We start from the raw sequence: 19,738 nt of genomic DNA on the forward strand, positions 1-19,738 counted from the left end.
GTGCTAAATGATTCTGATGCAGTGCTGACGCGAATGATTGAACTGCTTCGTTTGGGAGCGTTTGATGATTGGGCGATAGCACTTGAGAAAATCAAGATGGATTTTGACAGGGACCCAAAATATAAATCGTCACAATTACTGTCGATGTATGGAGGTATGGGGTCTCTAAATGATGTTGTTCTCTATAAAAATGGCCAGCCACTAGTCGCGGAAAGTAATGAATTTGACGCGTTAAGAGTTCAGCTTTATGAGATCTGCAAAACGCTAGCATGATGGTCCAAAGGGAGAAATAGTTGGCGCTTTAGACCCTGTCCAAATAGCACGGCAACGTCGGGCTGCGATGCTTGAAGAAAATCAAGGTTTCAACACGAGTCCTATTGGTTGGGATAGCTATCCAACCATTGGCCGTAACGGAACCTATATTACTGATAGAGAGGCAATTTCTAGCATCACTGGGCCCTTGAATATAGGAGGAGAAACCGTGATAACTAAATCACAGGCATCTCAGCTTGAGCAGTCAATGGGGTTGCAACCGGGTTCTATGGTAAATGGATTCAAGGTGCGCCAAGTGGACAGAATTACCGAAATGTCTCCTAATAGCCCTCTGCAAGGAAATGAGTATTTTCAAGGTGCAGGTCAGCATCTTCCAGGAGGCGGCCCGGAGATGGTTATTGAATCAATTTCGACGGTTGATTCAGAGAAAGTTAAAACCATTACTACGGTGATAGTGAAATGAGTTCTGTTACGAAAGCCTTTGTCTCGGAGGGAGCATTACTGAAAATAGTAGTAAAAGTCATAGATGATAGTGTGATTAAACTACTTGAAGAGCTAGGCTTCGTCGCTGTGTCAGGCAATGAGCAAAAAACGCTTTCACTGATGGCTCCCGATCAGGAGTTTAAGATAAGACTATTCGAAAAATTACGAGATGAGGGAGTTTGTTTTTCCGGCGGGCCGGATTGGTGTCCCGCCGACGTGTTTGAGTTTTTAAGAGAACAAAAAATGCTTGCTGGAGTTTATAGGAAAATAATATGGTGCGGGCCTGGGAAGCAAAAAATCATAGAAAATTGTTAGCTGTATATATTTAAAGAAAATAAAGTGGGCGACCAAAGAAGTGTTCGTGCGCACCACGGTCATGAATCAGGTCAACGGTGGGCCGGCCAATACGGCTGCGGGGGCTGCGGCAGCGGTTGGAGAAGTGACGGTTGCCGAGGGGTTTCGTGAGTCGGGGCGTTTTGCGTGGGTGAGTACGGATAAGTCCGAGGCGGATCTCTATGTTGAGGCCACTTTGTACAACAACGAACAGTTCAGCATGGCGTCGGCCATCATCACCGGGGTGACGTTTTTCATTATCCCTTCTACCGCGAAGAACACCTTCACCCTGGAGACTGTATTCAAGGACAAGGACGGCAAGGAACTGGGCCGCGTGCGCAAGAGTGAATCACTGCGTACCTGGATGCAATTGTTGTTGATCGTTGCCGTACCTTTCCGCCAGGACACCCACGAGGTGGTGCAAGCTCTGACCTGCAGCACGTTGGATGAGGCGGTGCAGCGGCGTTTGTTGTAGTCGTTCGTTTTATATCTGTAATCGCCATGGGTTTGTGGCGTTGCTTTCTGTCGTACATGGAGTTTTCAAATGAAGCAAAATCCGTTCAAGCAAAAACTGTTGGCCGTGGTGGTCGGTGCAATCAGCAGCCAGGCATTGGCCGTTGAAGTAGATCTGAGTCAAGGCAAAACCTCGTGGAAGGGTGAGGCGTTTAACGAGTCTCTGACCTTCACCGGGAGGCTGACTGAAGCAACCAATCAAACGCCCACCCCTGAGTCTGGCACTACTGCGTTGATGGGGGTCAGTGTTTCCAATACCAGTATTCAAGGTTCGCTGATCAATCGTGCTGATATTGTGATGACCTCTGACGGACGTTCCATTCGGGCGTTTGCCGTGGACCCATTCGGTTTTGCAAACGACGGATCAATCCCTAGTACGATTACGGGCGATCTGATTCAGGCCGGTAACATCACCATGAACAATGGCGGTTACGAAGGTTTTGAGATTGGTGATGCCGTGATTGGTGGCAGCGTAATCAATTCCGGCACCATTAAAACAACTCCCGTTGTATCGGGCACTTCTGCTTTTGGTGGCACGGTTGGCGGCGAGGGTATGTTCCTGCATAACACGCAAGTGGCAGGCGACGTTGCTAACACGGGCGTGATCGAGGTGGTCGGCGATGAAGTAGTGGCGCTGGCAGTGGATGGCCCGAGTGATTTCCCGATCAATATCGGCGGCAAAATCATCAACTCCGGGACTATCACTGCAACGGGCCAGCGCGCCTGGGGCATAGAAGTTGAAACCACCACGAGCCCGCTGCGCATCGAAAACAGTGGCCTGCTGTCTGTGAACGGCGCAGATGCTTCCGGTATTGTTTTTTATGCAGGCACCGTCGACTTTATCCTCAACACCGGCACCCTCGAAGCCAAAGGCACCAACGGCAAAGCGATCGACCTCCTGGGCGCCACCTTCACCCAAAACAGCCCCACCGGCTCCCGCGGCATCATCAACCGCGGCACGATCATCGCCGATGGCACGGCCATCTCTGTTGACGCAGCCGAGCAAACCTCCGCCTTCGAAATCAACCAGCAATCCGGTGAAATCCGCAGCAACTCCGGCATCGCTATCGACGCAGCCAACCGCGCCACCCTCAACTGGACCGGCGGAAAAATCGTCGGCGACGTACTCAACGTCAACGCGGTGAACATCGCCGGCCAGGCCGACTTTTCCGGCAACCGCATCATCGCGCCGATGTCGATCAACTCGGGCTCTCTGAACCTGTCGGCCCCTGGCACGGTGCTCACCGGTGACCTCAACATCGCCAGCGGTGCAGGCATTGATATGCGCCTGGCCAACAGCGTAGTGCCGACCACGCCATACCTGACGGTCAATGGTGCAGCGAATTTCGCCCAGGCATCGAAAGTGACCTTGAGCGCCAACCCAGGCGATTTCACCGCCGTGCCAAGCGGCACCGAATACACCTTGCTGCAAGCCAGCAGTGTGCAGAACAACGGCCTTTCGGTTGCCAGCACTTCGTCGTTGCTGGACGTGCTCAGCTATTCGGCCGATGCGCAGACGGTCAAGGCCGTGGTGGGGTTGAAGAGCAATCAGCAAGTGCAAGAGGAGCTGACCGGCGCGGGCGCCACTGAGCCGGTTGTCACTGTGGTCAACGAAGCAAAAAATGACGTGCTCGGACAGTTGGCAACGGATGATCCGGTGTTCCAGGCCCTGGCCAACGCGGGCACGGCGCAGCAGTTGGCGCAGGTGGGCGAGCAACTCAAGCCGGACGTCAACCGTGGTGCGCTGGACGTGGCCTTGTCGGGCCAGACGGTGGTCAATGGCGCGATCCTCAATCGCCTCTCGGGCCAGCGTGATAACCGCGAAGCCGTGGGTGTGTGGTTGCAAGGCTTGAGCAGCAACATGGATCAGGATGGCCGCAGCGGAGACAACGGTTATTCGGCCAACAGCAGCGGGATGGCGGTGGGTGTGGATGGTCGGTTGAACGACAGCACCACGGTGGGTGTGGCTTACAGCTACCTCAATTCCAACATCCATTCGGACCTGGGCACCAAGACCGACGTGCAGGGCCATGCGCTGTCGTTGTACGGCAACTGGTCGCTGCAGAACTGGTTCGTCGACGGCAGCCTGAGCTATGGCCATAACGACAATGACAGCAAGCGTCGTGTGGCGGGCACTACCGCCAAGGGCAGCTACGACAGCAATGTGTTGTCGGCCAGCGTACTGGGCGGCTACAGCTTCAAGCTGTCGGATGCTGCCGTGATAGAACCGCGAGTGGCGGCGCGTTATTCCAACGTGCGCATGGACAGCTTTACCGAGAAGGGCTCTTCAGCGGCACTGAGCACCGGCTCGCAACGCTATGAAGTGGGCGAGTTGGGCGCGGGTGTGCGCTTGGCTGGCAACTTCCCGTTGGCCACCGGCAGCCTGCAACCGGAAGCCACATTGATGGCCTACCACGACCTGATGGGCGACCGCGTGGCGCAAACCTCCAGCTTTGTGCTGGGTGGTTCGGCGTTTACCGTCACGGGTGCTTCGGTCGCACGTGACAGTTACGAAGCCAGCCTGGGCCTGAATTATCAGGTGTCGGCGCTGACGGTGGGCGCCAGCTATACCCGCCAGGCGCGTAGCGGGTTTGATGCTGATGGGGTGATGGTCAAGGCGCGTTACGCGTTTTAGGGTTAAACCCGAACAGGGGCTCTTTGCGAGCCCCTGTCACCCCCAAAAGCAATAATCTTTTTTTCTTGAAATTTGCTCGCCGATATTTTGGTTTTTTTAATTTTTACTCGACGTTTTTTCACAGTACCCACCCTAATACGCAATTCCCCGCACCCTTTCTTTGTTTAGTATTGGACCCAGTGGCCACTGAGGCCCAATGGGTCACTCTGTTCAAAAAAAGGAGAAGCGACATGATGCCCAAGGATCCTTCCAACAGCGGCCGGCCTGACCTGCTCGCGGCTTGCTGAAATGAACGCGCATACCTCTTTGGCAGCCCTCGCCGGTAACTACGTGCACGGCGACATCGTGCCTGCCCACCGACATGACGAGGGCCAACTGGTCTACGCCATCAACGGTGTGATGCTGGTGTCGGTGCAGCAGGCAACCTGGGTGCTCCCTTCCGGGCACGCCCTGTGGGTGCCACCGGCAATCGAGCATCAGATCCGCATGACCGGCGAGGTGCGTATGCGCACCTTACTGATCTCGCCGGGGGCGCACGGTCGGTTGGCGCAGGCGTGTGAGGTGATCAGGGTTTCGCCCTTGCTACGCGAGCTGATTGTGGCTGCGGGCGATGAGCCTGACAGCCAGGCGGCGTCGTTGCGTCATGTGCAGATTGTCGAGCTGATTTTCTCGGAGCTCGACCGCGCGCAGCGGGTGCTGGCGCATGTGCCGATCCCGCATGAGCCGAGGCTCAAGGCGCTGTGCGCGGATTTTATCGACAACCCTTCCCAGGAGTCGAAACTGGAGCATTGGGCGGCGCAACTGAATATGAGTTCACGCACCCTCGCTCGGCTGTTCCAGAAAGAGTTGGGCATGAGTTACGGCGAGTGGCGCAAGCGCACGCGGCTGCTGCTCAGCATGCAGCGGCTGGCCAGTGGCGCCTCCATTTTGGAGGTGGCTTTGGAGCACGGTTACCAAAGCCCGAGTGCATTTACCGCGATGTTCAAGCGCACCCTGGGTTACACCCCGAGTCACTGCCGTTTGGTCTGAATTCACAGCGGTAACCGTGACTGGCACGTTGGCGAGGGACGATGAAGATCCAATGTGGGAGCTGGCTTGCCTGCGAAAGCTTTAGTGCAGTAACAGATGCACCGACTGACACACCGCCTTCGCGGGCAAGCCCGCTCCCACATTTCTGAACGAGTTCGACGCGCAATTCAGAAGCGCCGTCCCACCTTGTCCCAATCGAAACGATGGTTGTCCAGAACTCGGGAGATGCGCACCCCGTTGCGCTTTTACCCTGCGTCTCTACTTGGCCTTCTGGATTTCTTCGATGGGTTCGCCTTCTTTTTTCCCACGGCATGGCCGTCTCTCGTTGCTCGGCGTGGCAGTGGTGTTGTTGGCGGGGTGTTCGTCCTGGGTCGCCCATACACCGGCGCAGCCCCATCCGGAACGCATCAATGCCCTGAGCCTCCTGCCCCAAGGTGTCTCGGCCCAAGCGTTACCTGAGCGCTGGTGGCAGTTGTACAACGATCCGCAACTCGATGCGCTGGTGCAAAAGGCCTTGCTGCACAACCGCGACCTGGCGGCGGCCCAAGCCCATGTGCAGGCGATGCTGGCCGGGATCCAGCAGGCCGATGCCGAGCGCTGGCCGTCCACCCAGGCGTCACTGGGCGCCGCTTACGGCAAGACCGCCGATGATCAGACCCTGGCCAAGGCCACCGATAGCCATGCACCGTCAGAATGGGCGTTCAACCCCGGCATGGAATTGGCGTATCAAGTGGATGTGTGGGGCCAGGTCCAGCGCACGATCGAACGAGCCCAGGTGCAAGCCGCGGCGGCGCAGGATGCCGAAGACCTGCTGCGCATCACGGTCGTGGCGCAAACCACTCGCGCTTATGTGAACGCCTGCGCCTTGGGTGCGCGTGCCAAGGTCCAGCGCCATTCGTTGGACGTGGTCGCACATAGCCTGGCGTTGATTGATCGTCAGCGCCAGGCCGGTGTAGTGACGGACCTTGAATACAGCCGCATGCAAGCCCTGCAAGGCGAAACCCAGGCGCTGCTGCCGATGCTGGAGGCGCGTCGACAAGCCGCGCTCTACGAATTGGCCATGCTGAGCGGCGTCGCTGATCTTGAACAAGGCTCTGGCGCCGCAACGTGTGAAGTGGTGCCACAACTCAATGCCGAGTTGCCGGTGGGCGATGGCTGGCAATTATTGGCGCGCCGCCCCGACATCCGTCAGGCCGAGCGAGCGTTGCAGGCGGCCACGCTGCAAGTGGATATCGTCCAGGCCGACCTGTACCCCAAGGTCACCTTCGGCGCTTCAGTGTCTTCCTCAGCCAACAAATTCCATGAGCTGGGCGACAGCAGCGCGGTGATGTTCGGCATTGGCCCGCTGATCACCTGGCAGTTTCCCAATTGGCGCGCCAACCGCGCACGGGTCAATCAGGCGCAAGCGCTTGAGCGGGTGGAGGTGGCGCAGTTCGAGGCCAGCGTGCTCAAGGCCCTCAAGGAGGTGCGCCAGGCCCTGGCGTTATACGACGGCGAACGCCAGCGCCACGCGGCCCTGAGCCAGGCGCTGGAAAGCAGTCGCCAGGCCTACACCTTGGCCCAATTCAACTATGACGCGGGGGCTATCGACTTTCTCGACGTGCTGGACAGTGAGCGTGAGCTGATCCGTTTGCAGGCCACGCGGGCCGACGCCGATGGTCAATTGCTGCAACGCCAGATCAGCCTGTTCCGTGCCCTTGGCGGTGGTTGGCAGCCATCAGCGCCCACCCATGCTTACACCACTTTTTCCGGTACCCAGCCATGAATATCGCCGTTGATGAAACAACTGCTGCCCAGGATGAACAGGCGCCTACGCGCAACCCACGCCGCAAAAGGCATTTGCTCTTGCTGGGCGGCGCCGCGTTGTTGATCGCGGCGGTGGTGTTCGGCCTGTACTGGATGACGGTCGGCCGCTACCTGGAACAGACCGATGATGCCTATGTGCGGGCCGACTGGATTCCCATCAGCCCGAAGGTCTCAGGCTATGTGGCCGAGGTGATGGTAGAGGACGATCAGCCGGTCAAGGCGGGGGATGTGCTGGTGCGCATCGAGGACCGTGACTACCAGGCCCGTTTGGCACAAGCCCGCGCAGAACTGGCCGAGACCCAGGCCTCGGTGGCGGCGCAAGAGGCCAACTTGAAAGTCACTGACAGCCTGATCGCCCAGCAAAAGGCTGGGGTTGCCCAGGCTGAGGCGCACGCCCGCAGTGTGGCCGCCGAATTACGCCGCGCAAGCCTGGACCAGCGCCGCTACGAAGGCTTGGTGCGCGAACACGCCGCCAGCGCACAGCGCCTGGAAACGGCCGCCGCCAGTTACACCCAGGCCAATGCTGCGGTGGAAATTGCCAAAGCGATGCAACGCCAGCAGGAAACCCGCTTGACCGTGGCCGTCACCCGCCGCCAACTGGCCCAGGCCTCGCTCCAGCAACAGATAGCCCGGCGCAGCCAGGCTGAGGCGCAGTTGAACCTGGCGACGCATGCCCTGGAAGACACCTTGATCCGCTCACCCATCGACGGCGTGGTGGGGCAGCGCAAAGTGCGTACCCGCCAATACGTCGCGCCAGGGTTGCCGCTGCTGGCGGTGGTGCCTTTGCAGCAGGCTTACGTCGTGGCCAACTACAAAGAAACCCAATTGCGCGATATGCGTGCCGGCCAACCCGTGGATATCAGCATCGACAGCTATTCAGGACGCAAGCTCAAAGGCCATGTGGTGAGCTTTTCTCCAGGCTCCGGGGCGGTGTTCGCACTGTTGCCCTCGGATAACGCCACCGGCAACTTCACCAAGATCGTGCAACGCTTTCCAGTGAAGATCGTCATTGATGAGCATGATGAAGGCGGACCTATTCTACCGGGCATGTCGGTGATCACCACGGTGGACACCCGCCCGGCTGAGCAGGGCGCTGCACATGACTGAAGCGGCTGAAAAGAGCGTCTCCTTTCGCGCCTGGGTGGCGGTGATCGGGGGGCTGTTCGGCTGTTTCATGGCCGGCATGAACGTGCACGTGACCAGCGCCGCGCTGCCGGAGATCGAAGGCTCCCTGGGGGCGACGTTTGAGGAAGGCTCGTGGATTTCCACCGCCTACCTGGTTGCGGAGATTGTGATGATCCCGCTGACCGCCTGGTTGGTGCAGGTGTTCTCTCTGCGGCGTGTGATGCTCGTGGGCTCGTTTGTGTTTCTGGTGGCGTCCATAGCCTGCTCATGGGCGCCTAACCTGGAAGTGATGATCATCATTCGGGTGATCCAGGGCGCTGCCGGCGCAGTGCTGATTCCCTTGTCATTCCAACTGATCATCACTGAACTGCCGCCCAGCAAGATCGCGATGGGCATGGCCTTGTTCGCGCTCTCGAACAGCGTCGCCCAGGCCGCCGGGCCGTCCATTGGCGGCTGGCTGACCGATGCCTATTCCTGGCGCTGGATCTTCTACTTGCAATTGGCTCCCGGCATTCTTTTGCTGCTGGCGGTGGCGTGGTCCATCGATGCCAAACCCATGCAGTTGAGCCTGCTCAAGCGCGGCGATTGGGGCGGGATCATCGCCATGATCGTCGGCCTGGGTGGCTTGCAGATCGTGCTGGAAGAAGGTGGCCGCAAGGACTGGTTTGGCTCCGATTTCATTGTGTGGATGTCACTGGTGGCCGGCGTTGCCTTGGTGTACTTCGTGCTGTCGCAGTTGTATGGCAGTCGCTCCTTCATCAACCTGCGCCTGCTCAAGAGCTACAACTTCGGCGTGGCCAGCGCAGCGATGTTCATCTTCGGCGGGGCCACGTTCGGCCTGGTGTTCCTGGTACCCAATTACCTGTCCCAGTTGCAGGGCTACAACGCCCGGGAAATTGGCATCAGCCTGATCGCCTACGGCATGGTGCAGCTGGTACTGGCGCCGTTCATGCCGCGCCTGATGAAGTGGCTCAACCCGAAACTGATGGTCGCCAGTGGCTTTTTCATCATGGCCCTGGGGTGTTACCTCGGTGCGCACCTGGATGTGGATAGCGCCGCCAACGTGATTATTCCATCCACCGTGGTACGGGGTATCGGGCAGCCGCTGATCATGGTGGCGCTTTCCGTACTGGCAGTGTCTGGTTTGGCCAAGGATGAAGCCGGCTCGGCCTCGGCCTTGTTTTCCATGCTGCGCAACCTGGGTGGTGCCGTGGGCACGGCGGGCCTGACGCAGATCGTGGCCATGCGCGAGCGCTTTCACTCTGAGCGGGTGGGGGAGTCGATCACGCTGTTTTCACCGTCCTTCCAGGAACGCGTGCGGGCCAGCATGGCTGACAGCGAGGCTTTCATTTTCAACCAGCTATTACCCGCTCAACAGCAGGTGATCGAGGGCTTGATTCATACCGTGCGGCGCGAGGCGTACCTGATGGCCTACAGCGATGCGTTCTACGTGTCCTGTATCGCGTTGACCGTGTGCGGGGTAGCGGCCTTGGCATTACGGCAGTCAGCCAAGAGCGGATAACCACGCCAGGCAGGTGTTGAACTTGTACAGCCCACTGCATTTGGTAGGCGCCCACTATCCGCCCCCCGGAAAAAAGGAGCTCTCTTATGCAACAACCCGATACCCTGGTCCGTCACCCAATCGGCAACCCTGTCGTCGCCCGCGTCAGCGTGAAGGCCGATGCACGCAGTGTGTGGAATGTGGTCGGCGATTTTGCCGGTTTCGCGAAGTTTATTCCCGCCTTGTCCCATATCGAGATGACCGGCGAGGGCGTGCGTTCGGTACGCAAGAAACTGTTCAAGGACGGCAATGTGGTGATTGAGCAACTCAACAGCCATGACGACCACGCCATGACCATGACCTGGTCACTGATTTACACCTCGCTGAACATCGGCAACCTGTGGGCGCTGATGGAGGTGGCGCCACAAGGCCCGAACCAGAGCCTGGCGACCTGGACCATCATTGGCCAGCCCTACACGGGCGGCAAGGAAGACGTACCGGCGTTCGAAGCCTTCCTGCAAGGCTTTGCCGATGACGCGATGAAGAACGTACAGGCACTCTTCAACTGACATGTAGGAGCGAGCTTGCTCGCGAAAAACCTGAGGGCGCCGCGTACTCCAAGCATGCCAGCGTCATCGTTAACGTTCTTCGCGAGCAAGCTCGCTCCTACAGAGGGTGGGCATTACCCTTTAGTTGATGGCCTGATCAATCCCCGCCTGCAAGGCCTGGCTCTCACTGTGCCCATCCGCGCGCAGCGGGCCCAGGTTGAAGGCTTGGTCCTTGCGCGTGGCGTCGTCGTGTTTCTGGGTCAGTTCGTCCTTGGCACCCAGGGCCAGGTTGACCGGTGACTTCGAAACGTTCAGCCCGACATCGGCGCGGTAGTCGCTGCCGGCCAATGTGGTTGCGGTGACCTTGGAGCCACCCAGCTCAACCTTGCCATTGGGCGCACTGATCCGCGCGCCCGTGAGCTGCGTATCACCTTTCACCTGCAGGTTGACGCCGTGGCTTGCGCGAATGCCTGACGCCTGGGTGACGCTGTCCTTGACCACATGGCTGACATCCAGATACAGAGTCGGGGTGTAGCTGGTGTTGCCGCTCTTGTCGCCGAACAACACGCTTTCGGCGGTATTGGCCACCTTGCTGCCGGTGGTGTCTTTGCCACTGACGGTGTAGCTGTCGCTGGTTTTTGGCCAGACCTTATCCTTGAAGCCAGACAGGCGCGTGCCCAGGGCGTCGGTCTTGTCTGCCAGGTAAGCCTTGGCCTTGTCCACGCGAGTACCGAAGGCTCCACGGGGTTGCGGGTTCACGTCGTAGCTGCCACTGCGGGTGAGTTTTTCGCCCAGGCGTTCCTTGGCATTGACCACGCTGTTGACCACGCTGTCCTTGGCCGAGGCCAGGTGCCCGGTGCCTTTGTCGACGACGTTCTCCAGTTTGTCGCGATGCTTGTCGAACACGCCTTCAGCCTTGGCTTGTACCTTGTCCTTCAGTGGGCCGCTGGTTTTGGCCAGCTTATCCACCACCCCCGGCTGGTTTTTTTCGACATCCAGCCTGGCGTCGACATTTACCTGGGTGCTGTTGACGTGGTCCTTGCGGCTTTCGACGACGAGGTCGCCGCCCACCGTGCCGTGCACCTTGTCGGCGTCGATACGCGCTCCGGCCAGATGGGTATCGCCGGCACTGTTGAGGGTGACGTCACCTGCCGTGATCACGCTGTTGTGCTGCGTGGTGCCTTGCAAGTGATCCACATCGACCTTGGCCCGCGCATTGATGCCGCGCTGGGTCTTGGGTGTCTCATGTTCACCGGCGTCGGCCAAGGTGGTTTTGCCGACGCTGCCCCCTGCACCCAGGGTCACGCCCCAGTTGCCATGGGCCTGGGTCGATTGCGCAGACTCTTGCAGGATGCCGCCGTTTTGCGCATCCAGGCTAACGCTGGCTGCGCTGACCTGAGTGCCTTGCAGGTGGATGGCATCGGTTGCATCAGCGCCGCTGGCGAGGCTGACCTTGCCGCTGCTGTGCAACTGCCCGACGACGGCGCTCTGGTCGTTCTCCGCCACCTTACCGATGTTGAAATTGGCGCTGAGGCTGCCGGTCTTGCTGCTGCTTTCGGTGCTGCTGGTCTTACCGGCGCCGAGTGTCAGGCCACCGCCCAGGTTGCTGCCGTTGCTGACGTGGCTGTCGGTGGCGGCTTGCAGGTCCAGCTTGCCGCCGGCATTGAGGCTGATATCGCCAGCCTTCGCGCCCGTGCTGCCGATCTGCGTGCCTTGCAGGGTCATGTCAGCGCCGCTGCTGAGCTGGATGGGGCCGCTGCCTTGAATAGTCGCGACCTGGGCTTGGCTGTCCTGGGTGTCCAGGCGCTTGTTATCCAGCTGCACGCCGGCACCGAGGTTGATGTTGCTGCCATTGGCGCCGGGCGCGGTGCCCACCGTCAGTGAGCCGTTGCCGCGCAGCGTGCTGCTGTTTTTGCTCTGGGTGTTGGTGGCCTGGTTGAGCGCCAGCTCACCGCCGGACTTGAGGTTGACCCCGGCCTGGCCGCCGTCGAACTGGCTGCCTTCATAACGGGCATCGCCCTTGGCCTCGATGCTCACGCCTTGGCTGGCCGCATAGCTGCCGACCACTGCTGTGCTGGTGGATTCGCGCACATCGCTGCTGCCGCCCAGGCCGCTGCCGCGCACATTCACGTCTTCGCCGGTGGTGGTATAGACCCGCACGCCAGCCTTGGCGTCCACGCCTTGCTCGCTGCTGCTGTGGGTGTTGGCCGCTGCGGTGGCAAGGTGCTCGCCCGCCTTGATGTTCAACCCGCCGTCGGTGGCACGGTACTGGGTGCCCTCGTCCTGCAAGGTTCCGGCTGCGTTGACCTGCACCGTGGCGCCACTGAACTGGCTGACCACGGCGGTGCTGTCCTGCGTTGTGCCGGTTTTGTTCGTGTGGCCGATTTCCACATCCAGGCCGACATTGGGTTGCTCGAACGCGTCCAGCAAACCGGGCTGATGGAACTTGGCCTGGGCCACGCCCTCGACGGCTTTTTCGATCGGGCGGGTAATGCCTTTGTATTCCACATTGGCGCCAACATCGGCGGTCCAGCCGTTTTCCTTGTGAGTGCTGGTCTCGGTGGAATGGGCGGCCTGATTGTCGATCTGGCCAGCGTTGACCAGCAGCTCGCTGCCGGCCTTGGCCTGTGCACCCTCGCTGGTGAAGGTGTTGCCAGCGTTGATGGTGAGCTTGCCGGCCGCGGCCACGGTGCTGGTTTGCGCGGTGGTTTTTTCAGCGGTGTCTTGGCTGCTTTGGTGGCTGAACTGAGCGCCATTGCCAGCCCGATCAATGCCGCCGGTGTAGTAGAAACTGCCGCCGGTGGTGGTTTTGTCGACGGCTTCGGTGCGCTTGTCGTGGGCGGCCAACAGCTCGACGTTTTTGCCGCTCAGGGAGGCATCGCCTGCGGTTGCCTTGAGGTCCGAACCCTGGATGCTCACATCGCCACCGGCCTTTACCACGACACTGCCGCCCTTGAGGCTGGAACCCTGCTGCTGGGTGGTGTCGGTCTTGCGGGTTTGCTGCTGGTCTTCATAGCTCAACCCCGCACGGTACTGGCGGCTGACGCCCTCGGTTTCTTTGGCGTAGCCATCGAAGCCACGGGTATGGGTGCCGGTGGTGTCGTGAGTGGTGTTCTCGGCGGACACGACTTGGATATCGCCTTTGGCATCGGCCTGCAGTTCGCCGCCAGCCGACACCTGTGAGCCGCTGACGCGGATGTCCTGGGCGCTTTGCAACTTGAGGTTGCTGTCCGAGCGCAGGTCGCTGGCAACCACGGTGCTGTCCTTGAGGTTCTTGCGGCTTTCGTCCTTGGAGATACCGAAGAACTTGCTGTCATTGCTGTAGCGGTTGTCGTGGGAGGTGTCCTGGACGCCGTCGATCACCAGCGAGCCTTTGTCGCTGATGACACTGGCCTGCTTGCCGCCACGGGCCTGGCTGCCGCTGATGCGCACGTCGTCGGCCTTGACGATCAGCTTGCCGTCGGCGTTGACCTTGCTACCGGTGTTCAAGGTCTTGCCCTGGTTACCGTCGCCTTGCTTGCCGAAGAAGCTGCCACCGGTGAGGTCGCCGGAGTAGGCATTGTCGCGGCTGCTCTGGGTGCGGCTGGCGCTGGTGATTTCCACGTGCCGGGCGGCCAGTTGAATATTGCCTGGGGTTTTCAGCTCGGCGCCTTGCAATTGCAGCTTCTGTTGGCTGGTCAGCTCCAGTGTCTGGCCGGCCTTGAGGCTGCTGGTGATGCTGCGTTGTTCGCTGCTGGATTTATCCCAATTGGCTTTCCACAGGTGCTTGCGATGGTTGCCCTGGTCGCGGGTTTCATGGGTTTCGGTGGCGGCGTTCACCTGAAGGTCTGCGCCGCTGTTGACGCGCAGGGTGTTGCCTGCTTCCACATGGCTGGCTTTGATCTCGGTGTTGGCGCCGGAAGACAGTGCCGCATCCTGTTGCGCCACGACCTTGTTGCCGTGCTGGCGCGAGTCTTTGTCGGTGGTGGTGCGGTCGTAGGTTTCGTAGGTGAACAGGAAGTTGCTGTTGTTCCACTGCTCACGCTTTTCCTGGAGCTTGCGGCTTTCCAGGCTGCTGAGGGTCAGGTTGCGGCTGGCGTCGAGTTTGACGTTGCGCCCGCTGACGTCGGTGGCGGCCAGGTTCAAATCCTTGGCACTGTGCAAGTCGATATCGCCCTGGCGGCTGTGCACGCCAGCGCGGGTGGCGTCGAGGCTGTCGGCACGCACCTGGCCGCTGATATCGAGGTCACCGGCCGAACTGATCTTCACCCCGTCAGTGCCTTGCACCTGCACGCCGCCCACGCGCACACCGGCGCCGTCGGCGGTGCTGATGATGTTGATGCGCCCGGCCTGCATGGCGCCGAACAGGCGCGCGTCGATGCGTTGGTCCTGGGTCTTGCTGGCCGGGTCCACCTGGCGTACTTGCCCGCTGGCGAAGTCGACCTGATTGCGGCCCACCGTGAGGTTCAGTTGATCGCGGGCGCTGAGGCGACCTTCGCTGTCGATGCGCGGCGCGATCAGGTTGATGGAGCCTTCGCGGTTGTGCAGGCCCTGGCCTTGCACTGTCAGTTGGCCGTTGGCATCGCGGGTGCTCAAGGCTTGCAATTTACCGTCGTTGAGTTCAGGGCGGCCGACCACCAGGTTGGCATTGGGCGTGTTGATGAAGCTGCCGCCATTCACCGAAATGCCGTTAGGGTTGGCCAGCACGTAATCGGCCGCCTGGCCGAAAATCTCTTGGGCACCGTTGAGGGTCGAGGCATTGCGGCTGATCACTTCGTTGAGGATCACGCTCGCCGCCTGGCCCTGGAACTGCGGGTTGGCCGCCAGCTGCCCGGCGAGTTGGGACTGGCCGGCCTGCAAGGCGTTGTTCAACACCAGGCCCTGGCGGTCGACGTTGTAGTCCAAAAACTGGTTATGGGACAGGCCACCGGCGTTCGGCGCGACGATGTTGACGATGGGGACACCGCCCTGGTTTTGCAGTTGTGGCGTGCCGCCAGGGCCTTCGACGACGGTCAAGCCTGCGGCGAGCGCGAGCTGCGGCAGCAGGAACAGGCTGGCGATGGCCCAGCGCAGTTTGCCCTGGGGTGAAAGGTGGAAGCTGTGTGGAGTAGTCGGCATAAATAATCTCGCTCTGTGTTGGCTGAACCACGACGCGCGTTGTTCGTTGCAACGCTGCTGGAGTGGCCAGGTACGGCGGTGACTCAGGCTAAAAACGGGTGTGGGCTCATATCTGCACGCTAAGGCGCGTCAGCCAGACCTCCGGCTCCTGGCGAAAACCTGTTGGGGTGTTGAGGTTGCGTTGGTAGTCGACGTCGAGCTGCACGTTCTTCCAGCTCAGGTTGAGCCCCGCGCTGGCGCCGCTCAGGCGTTGGCTCTGGGCACCGTGTTCATGCTTGACCCAGCCGTTGTCCAGGCCCAGGCGCGGGGTGAGCTTCACCGGCAAGTCCGTGTTGAGTGGCAGGCGCAAGGTGTTGCGCCATACCGCGCCAATGGCACCGGAACTACTGTTTTCGCGGTAGCCGCGCACGGCGGAGTCGTCGGTGATCAGCAGCTGTTCGATGGCGGGCAATGCATCCGGGCTGTACTGCACCGACAACTGGCTTTGCCATTGCCACGGTTGTGCGGACCATTGGCCGTTGCGCCATTGAGTGAGGTTGGCGCGATACTTTTGAAACTGCGCCGTGGGCCGGTTTTTCTGTACCTGGTCGGCATCGCGATCGGCGCCGAACCAAGTCAGGCCCTGGGCGTAGTTGACGTCCAGGTTCCACACCGCGCTGTTGAGCCAGAACAGGTTCAGGCCCGCTTCGGCTACGGTCAGCGTGGGGCTCTGGATGTCCAGGTGTACCTTCTGTAGGTAGCTGTCGACGTCTTTGTAGGCCAGTTGCAGGTTGGCGCTCAGTTGGTGGCCCTGGTCGCGCCACAACACACGGTCGCTACGCAGGCTGACCTGATCGGTGCGGCCACTGTTGTAAAACGTGGTGCGGCTGAGCTTGAACGGCGAGCGGTATTCGGCATGGCTGGCGAACAGGCTGTAGGTCCAGTAACCGTAGGGGATCGAGTAGAACAGGCTGTGGCTGCGGCTGTAGCGCGGCCCATGGTTGAGCGTGTCGCTGAAGCTCAGGTTGAGCGAGTCGTTGATTTGCAGCGGGCTGTCCAGGCTCAAGTTGATCGCATTGCGATCACGCCCGGTGCCGGCGCTGCCAAGGTTATCCGCCCCCAGGCCCAGGGCCCAGCGCGAGGCGCTGCTGCGCGTGCGCAGGATGATGCGCGAGGCGCCCGCTGTGCTGCCTGGGGCGATGTCGGCGGTGAGGTCGACCGAGCGCAGGCGGTTGAGCTGGTCCAGGCCCTGTTCCAGGTCTCGCAGGTTCAGTGGTTTGCCGAGCATTCCGGGGAATGCCCCGCCCAATGACACCGGCAGGCTCTGGTCGGCCAGTTCGATGGCCTCCAGGTAGCCTTCTTCGACGTGAATATCCAACGGCTGCCCGGCGGCGGGCGCACTGATCAGGTAGGGGCGGCTGGCGATGTAACCGGCCTCGACATACAGCCGGGTGATTTCGGCCAGCAGGCGGTTGATCTGGGTGACGCCCATGCAAGGCGCCACGTAGGGTTCGATGTGTTTGTCCAACTCGGCACGGCTGAACAGCGTGACCCCGGCCAGGCGCGTACCGCTCAAGGGCCAGCAGCGTTTGTCCTTGGCGATGTCTGTTGGCAAGGCCGGTGTGGCCGCTGGCGTACCGAAACTGCCGCGTTGCATCTGGCGTTGGCGCTGCTCCAGGTGTAACTGCTGCAGGTCGCGTTGCTGTTGCTGCTGCAAGCGCAGGGCTTCCTGGCCTGGCTGCGGCGCCTCGGCGCCAGCCACGGGCAGGGCCCACAGGCAGAGCAGGGCAATGCCCAGGTTACGGGTACAACACAAGTGTCCGGTTGAGAGCTGATTTGGCACTCGACATCCTTAACGTAGAAATACACACGATCCATACCGTCTGAGCCAGCGTTGAACTCAGCGGTAGTTGCCCTACTTGAGTGAGTGGTCGACGGTTTGTTACATCGCTGTAGGATTTATTACACAAGACGTAAGAAAAATCGCGTAATTCAGTGCTCATGTGCACAAAATTAGTGCGCGACAGGGTGTGGGGGCCTGATATTTCTGGTTTTTAAGGAGGGTGAGAGGGGAAAGGGCGGTTTTGATTGTTGTGCGGGCGTCGCCTAATTGGCGTGTCCCGGCCAGGGATTGGGTACTTGCCGGGTCACCAGATTAGGCTTTTGAATCCATTGGATATTCTGTAGCCTTGCGCAGCTTTAAGCGTTACCCGTGCTTGATGAACAAAAACACTTCGTCCGGCGGCGCCCGAAGGGCTCCGGAGCCGGTGGTACACTCGACTTTCGCGCTACTGCGCCTGCAGGTCTTGCGAACATGACGCACATTTCCGAACGCCTATTGGTTCAAGCCCACCTCGACGCCAAGCAACCCAAGGTGCTCAGCGCTGCCGAAGAGGCGAGCCTGCGAACCGCCATTGCCGCCGAGCTCAAGGCTCAGGACGCGGTGCTGGTTGCCCACTTTTATTGCGACCCGGTGATTCAGGCCCTGGCCGAAGAAACCGGTGGCTGTGTTTCCGACTCCCTGGAGATGGCCCGTTTCGGCGCCGCCCACCCGGCCAAGACCGTACTGGTAGCCGGCGTGCGCTTCATGGGCGAGACCGCCAAGATCCTCACCCCCGAAAAACGCATCCTGATGCCGACCCTGGAAGCCACCTGCTCCCTGGACCTGGGTTGCCCGGTGGATGAGTTTTCCGCGTTCTGCGATCAACACCCCGAGCGCACCGTGGTGGTGTACGCCAACACCTCGGCAGCGGTCAAAGCCCGGGCTGATTGGGTGGTGACTTCCAGTTGCGCGCTGGAAATCGTCGAGAGCCTGATGGACAACGGCGAGACCATTATCTGGGGCCCGGACAAACACCTGGGTACCTACATCCAGCGTCAGACCGGTGCCGACATGCTGCTGTGGGACGGTGCCTGCATCGTCCACGAAGAGTTCAAGTCCAAGCAGCTTGAAGACATGAAGGCGCTGTACCCGGATGCGGCGATCCTGGTGCACCCGGAGTCACCGACTTCGGTGATCGAACTGGCGGACGCGGTGGGCTCCACCAGCCAACTGATCGCTGCGGCGCAACGCTTGCCGAACAAGACCTTTATCGTGGCGACTGATCGCGGCATCTTCTACAAGATGCAGCAGTTGTGCCCGGACAAAGTCTTCGTCGAGGCGCCTACCGCCGGTAACGGTGCAGCCTGCCGCAGTTGCGCGCACTGCCCGTGGATGGCGATGAATACGCTGGAGCGTACGTTGCAGTGTTTGCGTGAGGGCAGTAATGAGATCTTCGTGGAGCCGGCGGTGATTCCGCAGGCGGTACGGCCGCTCAAGCGCATGCTCGACTTTACCCAGGCTGCACGCCTCAAACTCGCTGGCAACGCCTGATCAGAGGTGTACGCGGAAAAAAATGTGGAAGCGGGCTTGCTCGCGAAAGCGGTGGATCAGTATCAAAAGTGCTGATTGACACTACGCTTTCGCGAGCAAGCCCGCTCCCACATTTGGATCTGCGCTATTTAGCGATTACTTCTTTTGCTTCGGGATCCGCACCAGCTGCGTATCCGAATAGATGTCATGCCAGCTGCGTTTGTGTTTATCGAACAACGACCAGATAAACCCCAACCCCACACACAACCATGACGCAATCGACACCACAAAACGCAACAGTGCCTGCCACAGGCTGATCCGCGAGCCGTCAGCGTTTTGCACGCGCACGCCCCACACCTGCATGCCCGCGTCTTACCTCGAAACGTTCTAGCGAAGCGTCTAAAACGGCACCGCTGGGCAGACAAATAATTCCTGCCAAGCGGCACTTAGAAATCCGGAAGGCCCACGTAAGTGAGGAGTTTCGGATTTTTTGCCTGCGATTGGGGGGGGGGCAGGTGCTCGCGGCAACACAGCCCTTTGACACCTCTGCACACCGCTTTATGAACTCACGCGACACGTTCGTTCAGGCCGTTTTGGAATGGTGCTCAAACTGGCATTGGTGTTGGGCGTCCATAAGGCTGTTTTCAAATTGCTCAAGGCCGTCATAGATGTTTTGCAACCTTTGGATTTTGGCTTTCAGTTCCAGTTTTTTATCCGCAATGGCCTGCTCGGCCAGATCCCGCGGCAGCTCCTTGCCCCTGTGGTCCTGAAGGATCGCTTGCATTTCCTTGAGCTTGAAGCCCAGTCGCTGAGCACACTTGATGAACGTCAGTAGCTCGACGCTTTGCTGGTTATAGACCCGATACTTGCCTTCGCGCGCAGGCTGCGGCAGCAAGCCAATGTCTTCATAGTAGCGGATCGTCTTGACGGTAGTGCCTGATAGCAGGGCTGTTTTGCCGATATACATGAAACTTCCTTTTTTATTGCGAAGGAAGCGGAGCGCACTTTGGCGCGCCGCATCTTCACACATATCTACGGGGTGGGAACCCGGTTACTCAGTGGTT

At 60.0% G+C, this 19,738-nt stretch carries 13 protein-coding genes and 2 pseudogenes; 11 read left to right on the forward strand and 4 right to left on the reverse strand.

Going from position 1 to position 19,738, the window contains the following annotated elements:
* The 10 genes and pseudogenes from ODQ19_RS17620 to ODQ19_RS17665 all read left to right on the forward strand — a co-directional run bounded on the left by ODQ19_RS17620 (position 1) and on the right by ODQ19_RS17665 (position 10,267).
* Entirely contained in the window at positions 1-273 is a 273-nt protein-coding gene (locus tag ODQ19_RS17620) for a DUF6966 domain-containing protein (protein ID WP_330210752.1), read from the forward strand.
* A gap of 67 nt (positions 274-340) precedes the next feature.
* Positions 341-736, forward strand: coding sequence for a hypothetical protein (locus ODQ19_RS17625; RefSeq protein ID WP_330210753.1), 396 nt, complete (start codon positions 341-343; stop codon positions 734-736).
* Positions 733-1,071 (forward strand): hypothetical protein, encoded by a 339-nt coding sequence (locus ODQ19_RS17630; RefSeq protein WP_330210754.1) that lies wholly within the window; start codon positions 733-735, stop codon positions 1,069-1,071. The genes ODQ19_RS17625 and ODQ19_RS17630 overlap by 4 nt, the downstream gene beginning before the upstream one ends.
* A 43-nt stretch (positions 1,072-1,114) precedes the next feature.
* Positions 1,115-1,564: pseudogene (locus ODQ19_RS17635) on the forward strand (hypothetical protein); the annotation flags it as partial.
* A 69-nt stretch (positions 1,565-1,633) separates the two neighbouring features.
* Positions 1,634-4,237, forward strand: a complete 2,604-nt coding sequence (locus ODQ19_RS17640) for an autotransporter family protein (protein WP_330210755.1) — start codon at positions 1,634-1,636, stop codon at positions 4,235-4,237.
* Between the two features lie 288 nt (positions 4,238-4,525).
* Positions 4,526-5,266: an AraC family transcriptional regulator gene (locus ODQ19_RS17645; protein ID WP_330210756.1), complete on the forward strand. Its 741-nt coding sequence runs from the start codon at positions 4,526-4,528 to the stop codon at positions 5,264-5,266.
* A 283-nt stretch (positions 5,267-5,549) separates the two neighbouring features.
* Positions 5,550-7,031 (forward strand): TolC family protein, encoded by a 1,482-nt coding sequence (locus ODQ19_RS17650; protein ID WP_330210757.1) that lies wholly within the window; start codon positions 5,550-5,552, stop codon positions 7,029-7,031.
* Positions 7,028-8,179, forward strand: coding sequence for an HlyD family secretion protein (locus tag ODQ19_RS17655; RefSeq protein ID WP_330210758.1), 1,152 nt, complete (start codon positions 7,028-7,030; stop codon positions 8,177-8,179). The genes ODQ19_RS17650 and ODQ19_RS17655 overlap by 4 nt, the downstream gene beginning before the upstream one ends.
* Complete coding sequence (locus tag ODQ19_RS17660; protein WP_330210759.1) at positions 8,172-9,719, forward strand: DHA2 family efflux MFS transporter permease subunit; 1,548 nt, start codon at positions 8,172-8,174, stop codon at positions 9,717-9,719. Before ODQ19_RS17655 ends, ODQ19_RS17660 begins: the two co-directional genes overlap by 8 nt.
* A gap of 86 nt (positions 9,720-9,805) precedes the next feature.
* Positions 9,806-10,267 carry an SRPBCC family protein gene (locus ODQ19_RS17665; RefSeq protein WP_330210760.1) on the forward strand — a complete coding sequence of 154 codons (462 nt, stop codon included), beginning with the start codon at positions 9,806-9,808 and terminating at the stop codon, positions 10,265-10,267.
* Positions 10,268-10,387: 120 nt separating this feature from the next.
* Here the strand turns inward: ODQ19_RS17665 and ODQ19_RS17675 are convergent, their stop codons facing one another.
* Entirely contained in the window at positions 10,388-15,343 is a 4,956-nt protein-coding gene (locus ODQ19_RS17675) for a hemagglutinin repeat-containing protein (RefSeq protein WP_330210761.1), read from the reverse strand.
* 106 nt (positions 15,344-15,449) lie between these two features.
* On the reverse strand, positions 15,450-17,165 hold the full coding sequence (locus tag ODQ19_RS17680) for a ShlB/FhaC/HecB family hemolysin secretion/activation protein (protein WP_442962762.1): 1,716 nt from the start codon (positions 17,163-17,165) through the stop codon (positions 15,450-15,452).
* A gap of 471 nt (positions 17,166-17,636) precedes the next feature.
* Between ODQ19_RS17680 and nadA the strand changes: the two genes are divergently transcribed.
* On the forward strand, positions 17,637-18,695 hold the full coding sequence (gene nadA, locus ODQ19_RS17685; protein WP_003193840.1) for a quinolinate synthase NadA: 1,059 nt from the start codon (positions 17,637-17,639) through the stop codon (positions 18,693-18,695).
* A gap of 135 nt (positions 18,696-18,830) precedes the next feature.
* On the opposite strand, the pseudogene ODQ19_RS17690 reads toward nadA, so the two are convergent.
* Both ODQ19_RS17690 and ODQ19_RS17695 read right to left on the reverse strand, forming a co-directional pair.
* Positions 18,831-19,040, reverse strand: a pseudogene (locus tag ODQ19_RS17690) (RDD family protein); the annotation flags it as partial.
* Positions 19,041-19,257: 217 nt separating this feature from the next.
* Entirely contained in the window at positions 19,258-19,641 is a 384-nt protein-coding gene (locus tag ODQ19_RS17695) for a MerR family transcriptional regulator (RefSeq protein WP_330210762.1), read from the reverse strand.
* Between the last annotated feature and the right edge of the window lie 97 nt (positions 19,642-19,738).

It is taken from the genome of Pseudomonas sp. AM4(2022) (assembly GCF_036346515.1).
GTDB classification, from domain to species: Bacteria; Pseudomonadota; Gammaproteobacteria; order Pseudomonadales; family Pseudomonadaceae; genus Aquipseudomonas; species Aquipseudomonas paracarnis.

Excerpts from the sequence above, each read along its gene's own strand:
- ODQ19_RS17625 (WP_330210753.1), top strand. The coding sequence starts at position 341 with ATGCTTGAAGAAAATCAAGGTTTCAACACGAGTCCTATTGGTTGGGAT.
- ODQ19_RS17630 (WP_330210754.1), top strand. The coding sequence starts at position 733 with ATGAGTTCTGTTACGAAAGCCTTTGTCTCGGAGGGAGCATTACTGAAA.
- ODQ19_RS17640 (WP_330210755.1), top strand. The coding sequence starts at position 1,634 with ATGAAGCAAAATCCGTTCAAGCAAAAACTGTTGGCCGTGGTGGTCGGT.
- ODQ19_RS17645 (WP_330210756.1), top strand. The coding sequence starts at position 4,526 with ATGAACGCGCATACCTCTTTGGCAGCCCTCGCCGGTAACTACGTGCAC.
- ODQ19_RS17650 (WP_330210757.1), top strand. The coding sequence starts at position 5,550 with ATGGGTTCGCCTTCTTTTTTCCCACGGCATGGCCGTCTCTCGTTGCTC.
- ODQ19_RS17655 (WP_330210758.1), top strand. The coding sequence starts at position 7,028 with ATGAATATCGCCGTTGATGAAACAACTGCTGCCCAGGATGAACAGGCG.
- ODQ19_RS17660 (WP_330210759.1), top strand. The coding sequence starts at position 8,172 with ATGACTGAAGCGGCTGAAAAGAGCGTCTCCTTTCGCGCCTGGGTGGCG.
- ODQ19_RS17665 (WP_330210760.1), top strand. The coding sequence starts at position 9,806 with ATGCAACAACCCGATACCCTGGTCCGTCACCCAATCGGCAACCCTGTC.
- ODQ19_RS17675 (WP_330210761.1), bottom strand. The coding sequence starts at position 15,343 with ATGCCGACTACTCCACACAGCTTCCACCTTTCACCCCAGGGCAAACTG.
- nadA (WP_003193840.1), top strand. The coding sequence starts at position 17,637 with ATGACGCACATTTCCGAACGCCTATTGGTTCAAGCCCACCTCGACGCC.
- ODQ19_RS17695 (WP_330210762.1), bottom strand. The coding sequence starts at position 19,641 with ATGTATATCGGCAAAACAGCCCTGCTATCAGGCACTACCGTCAAGACG.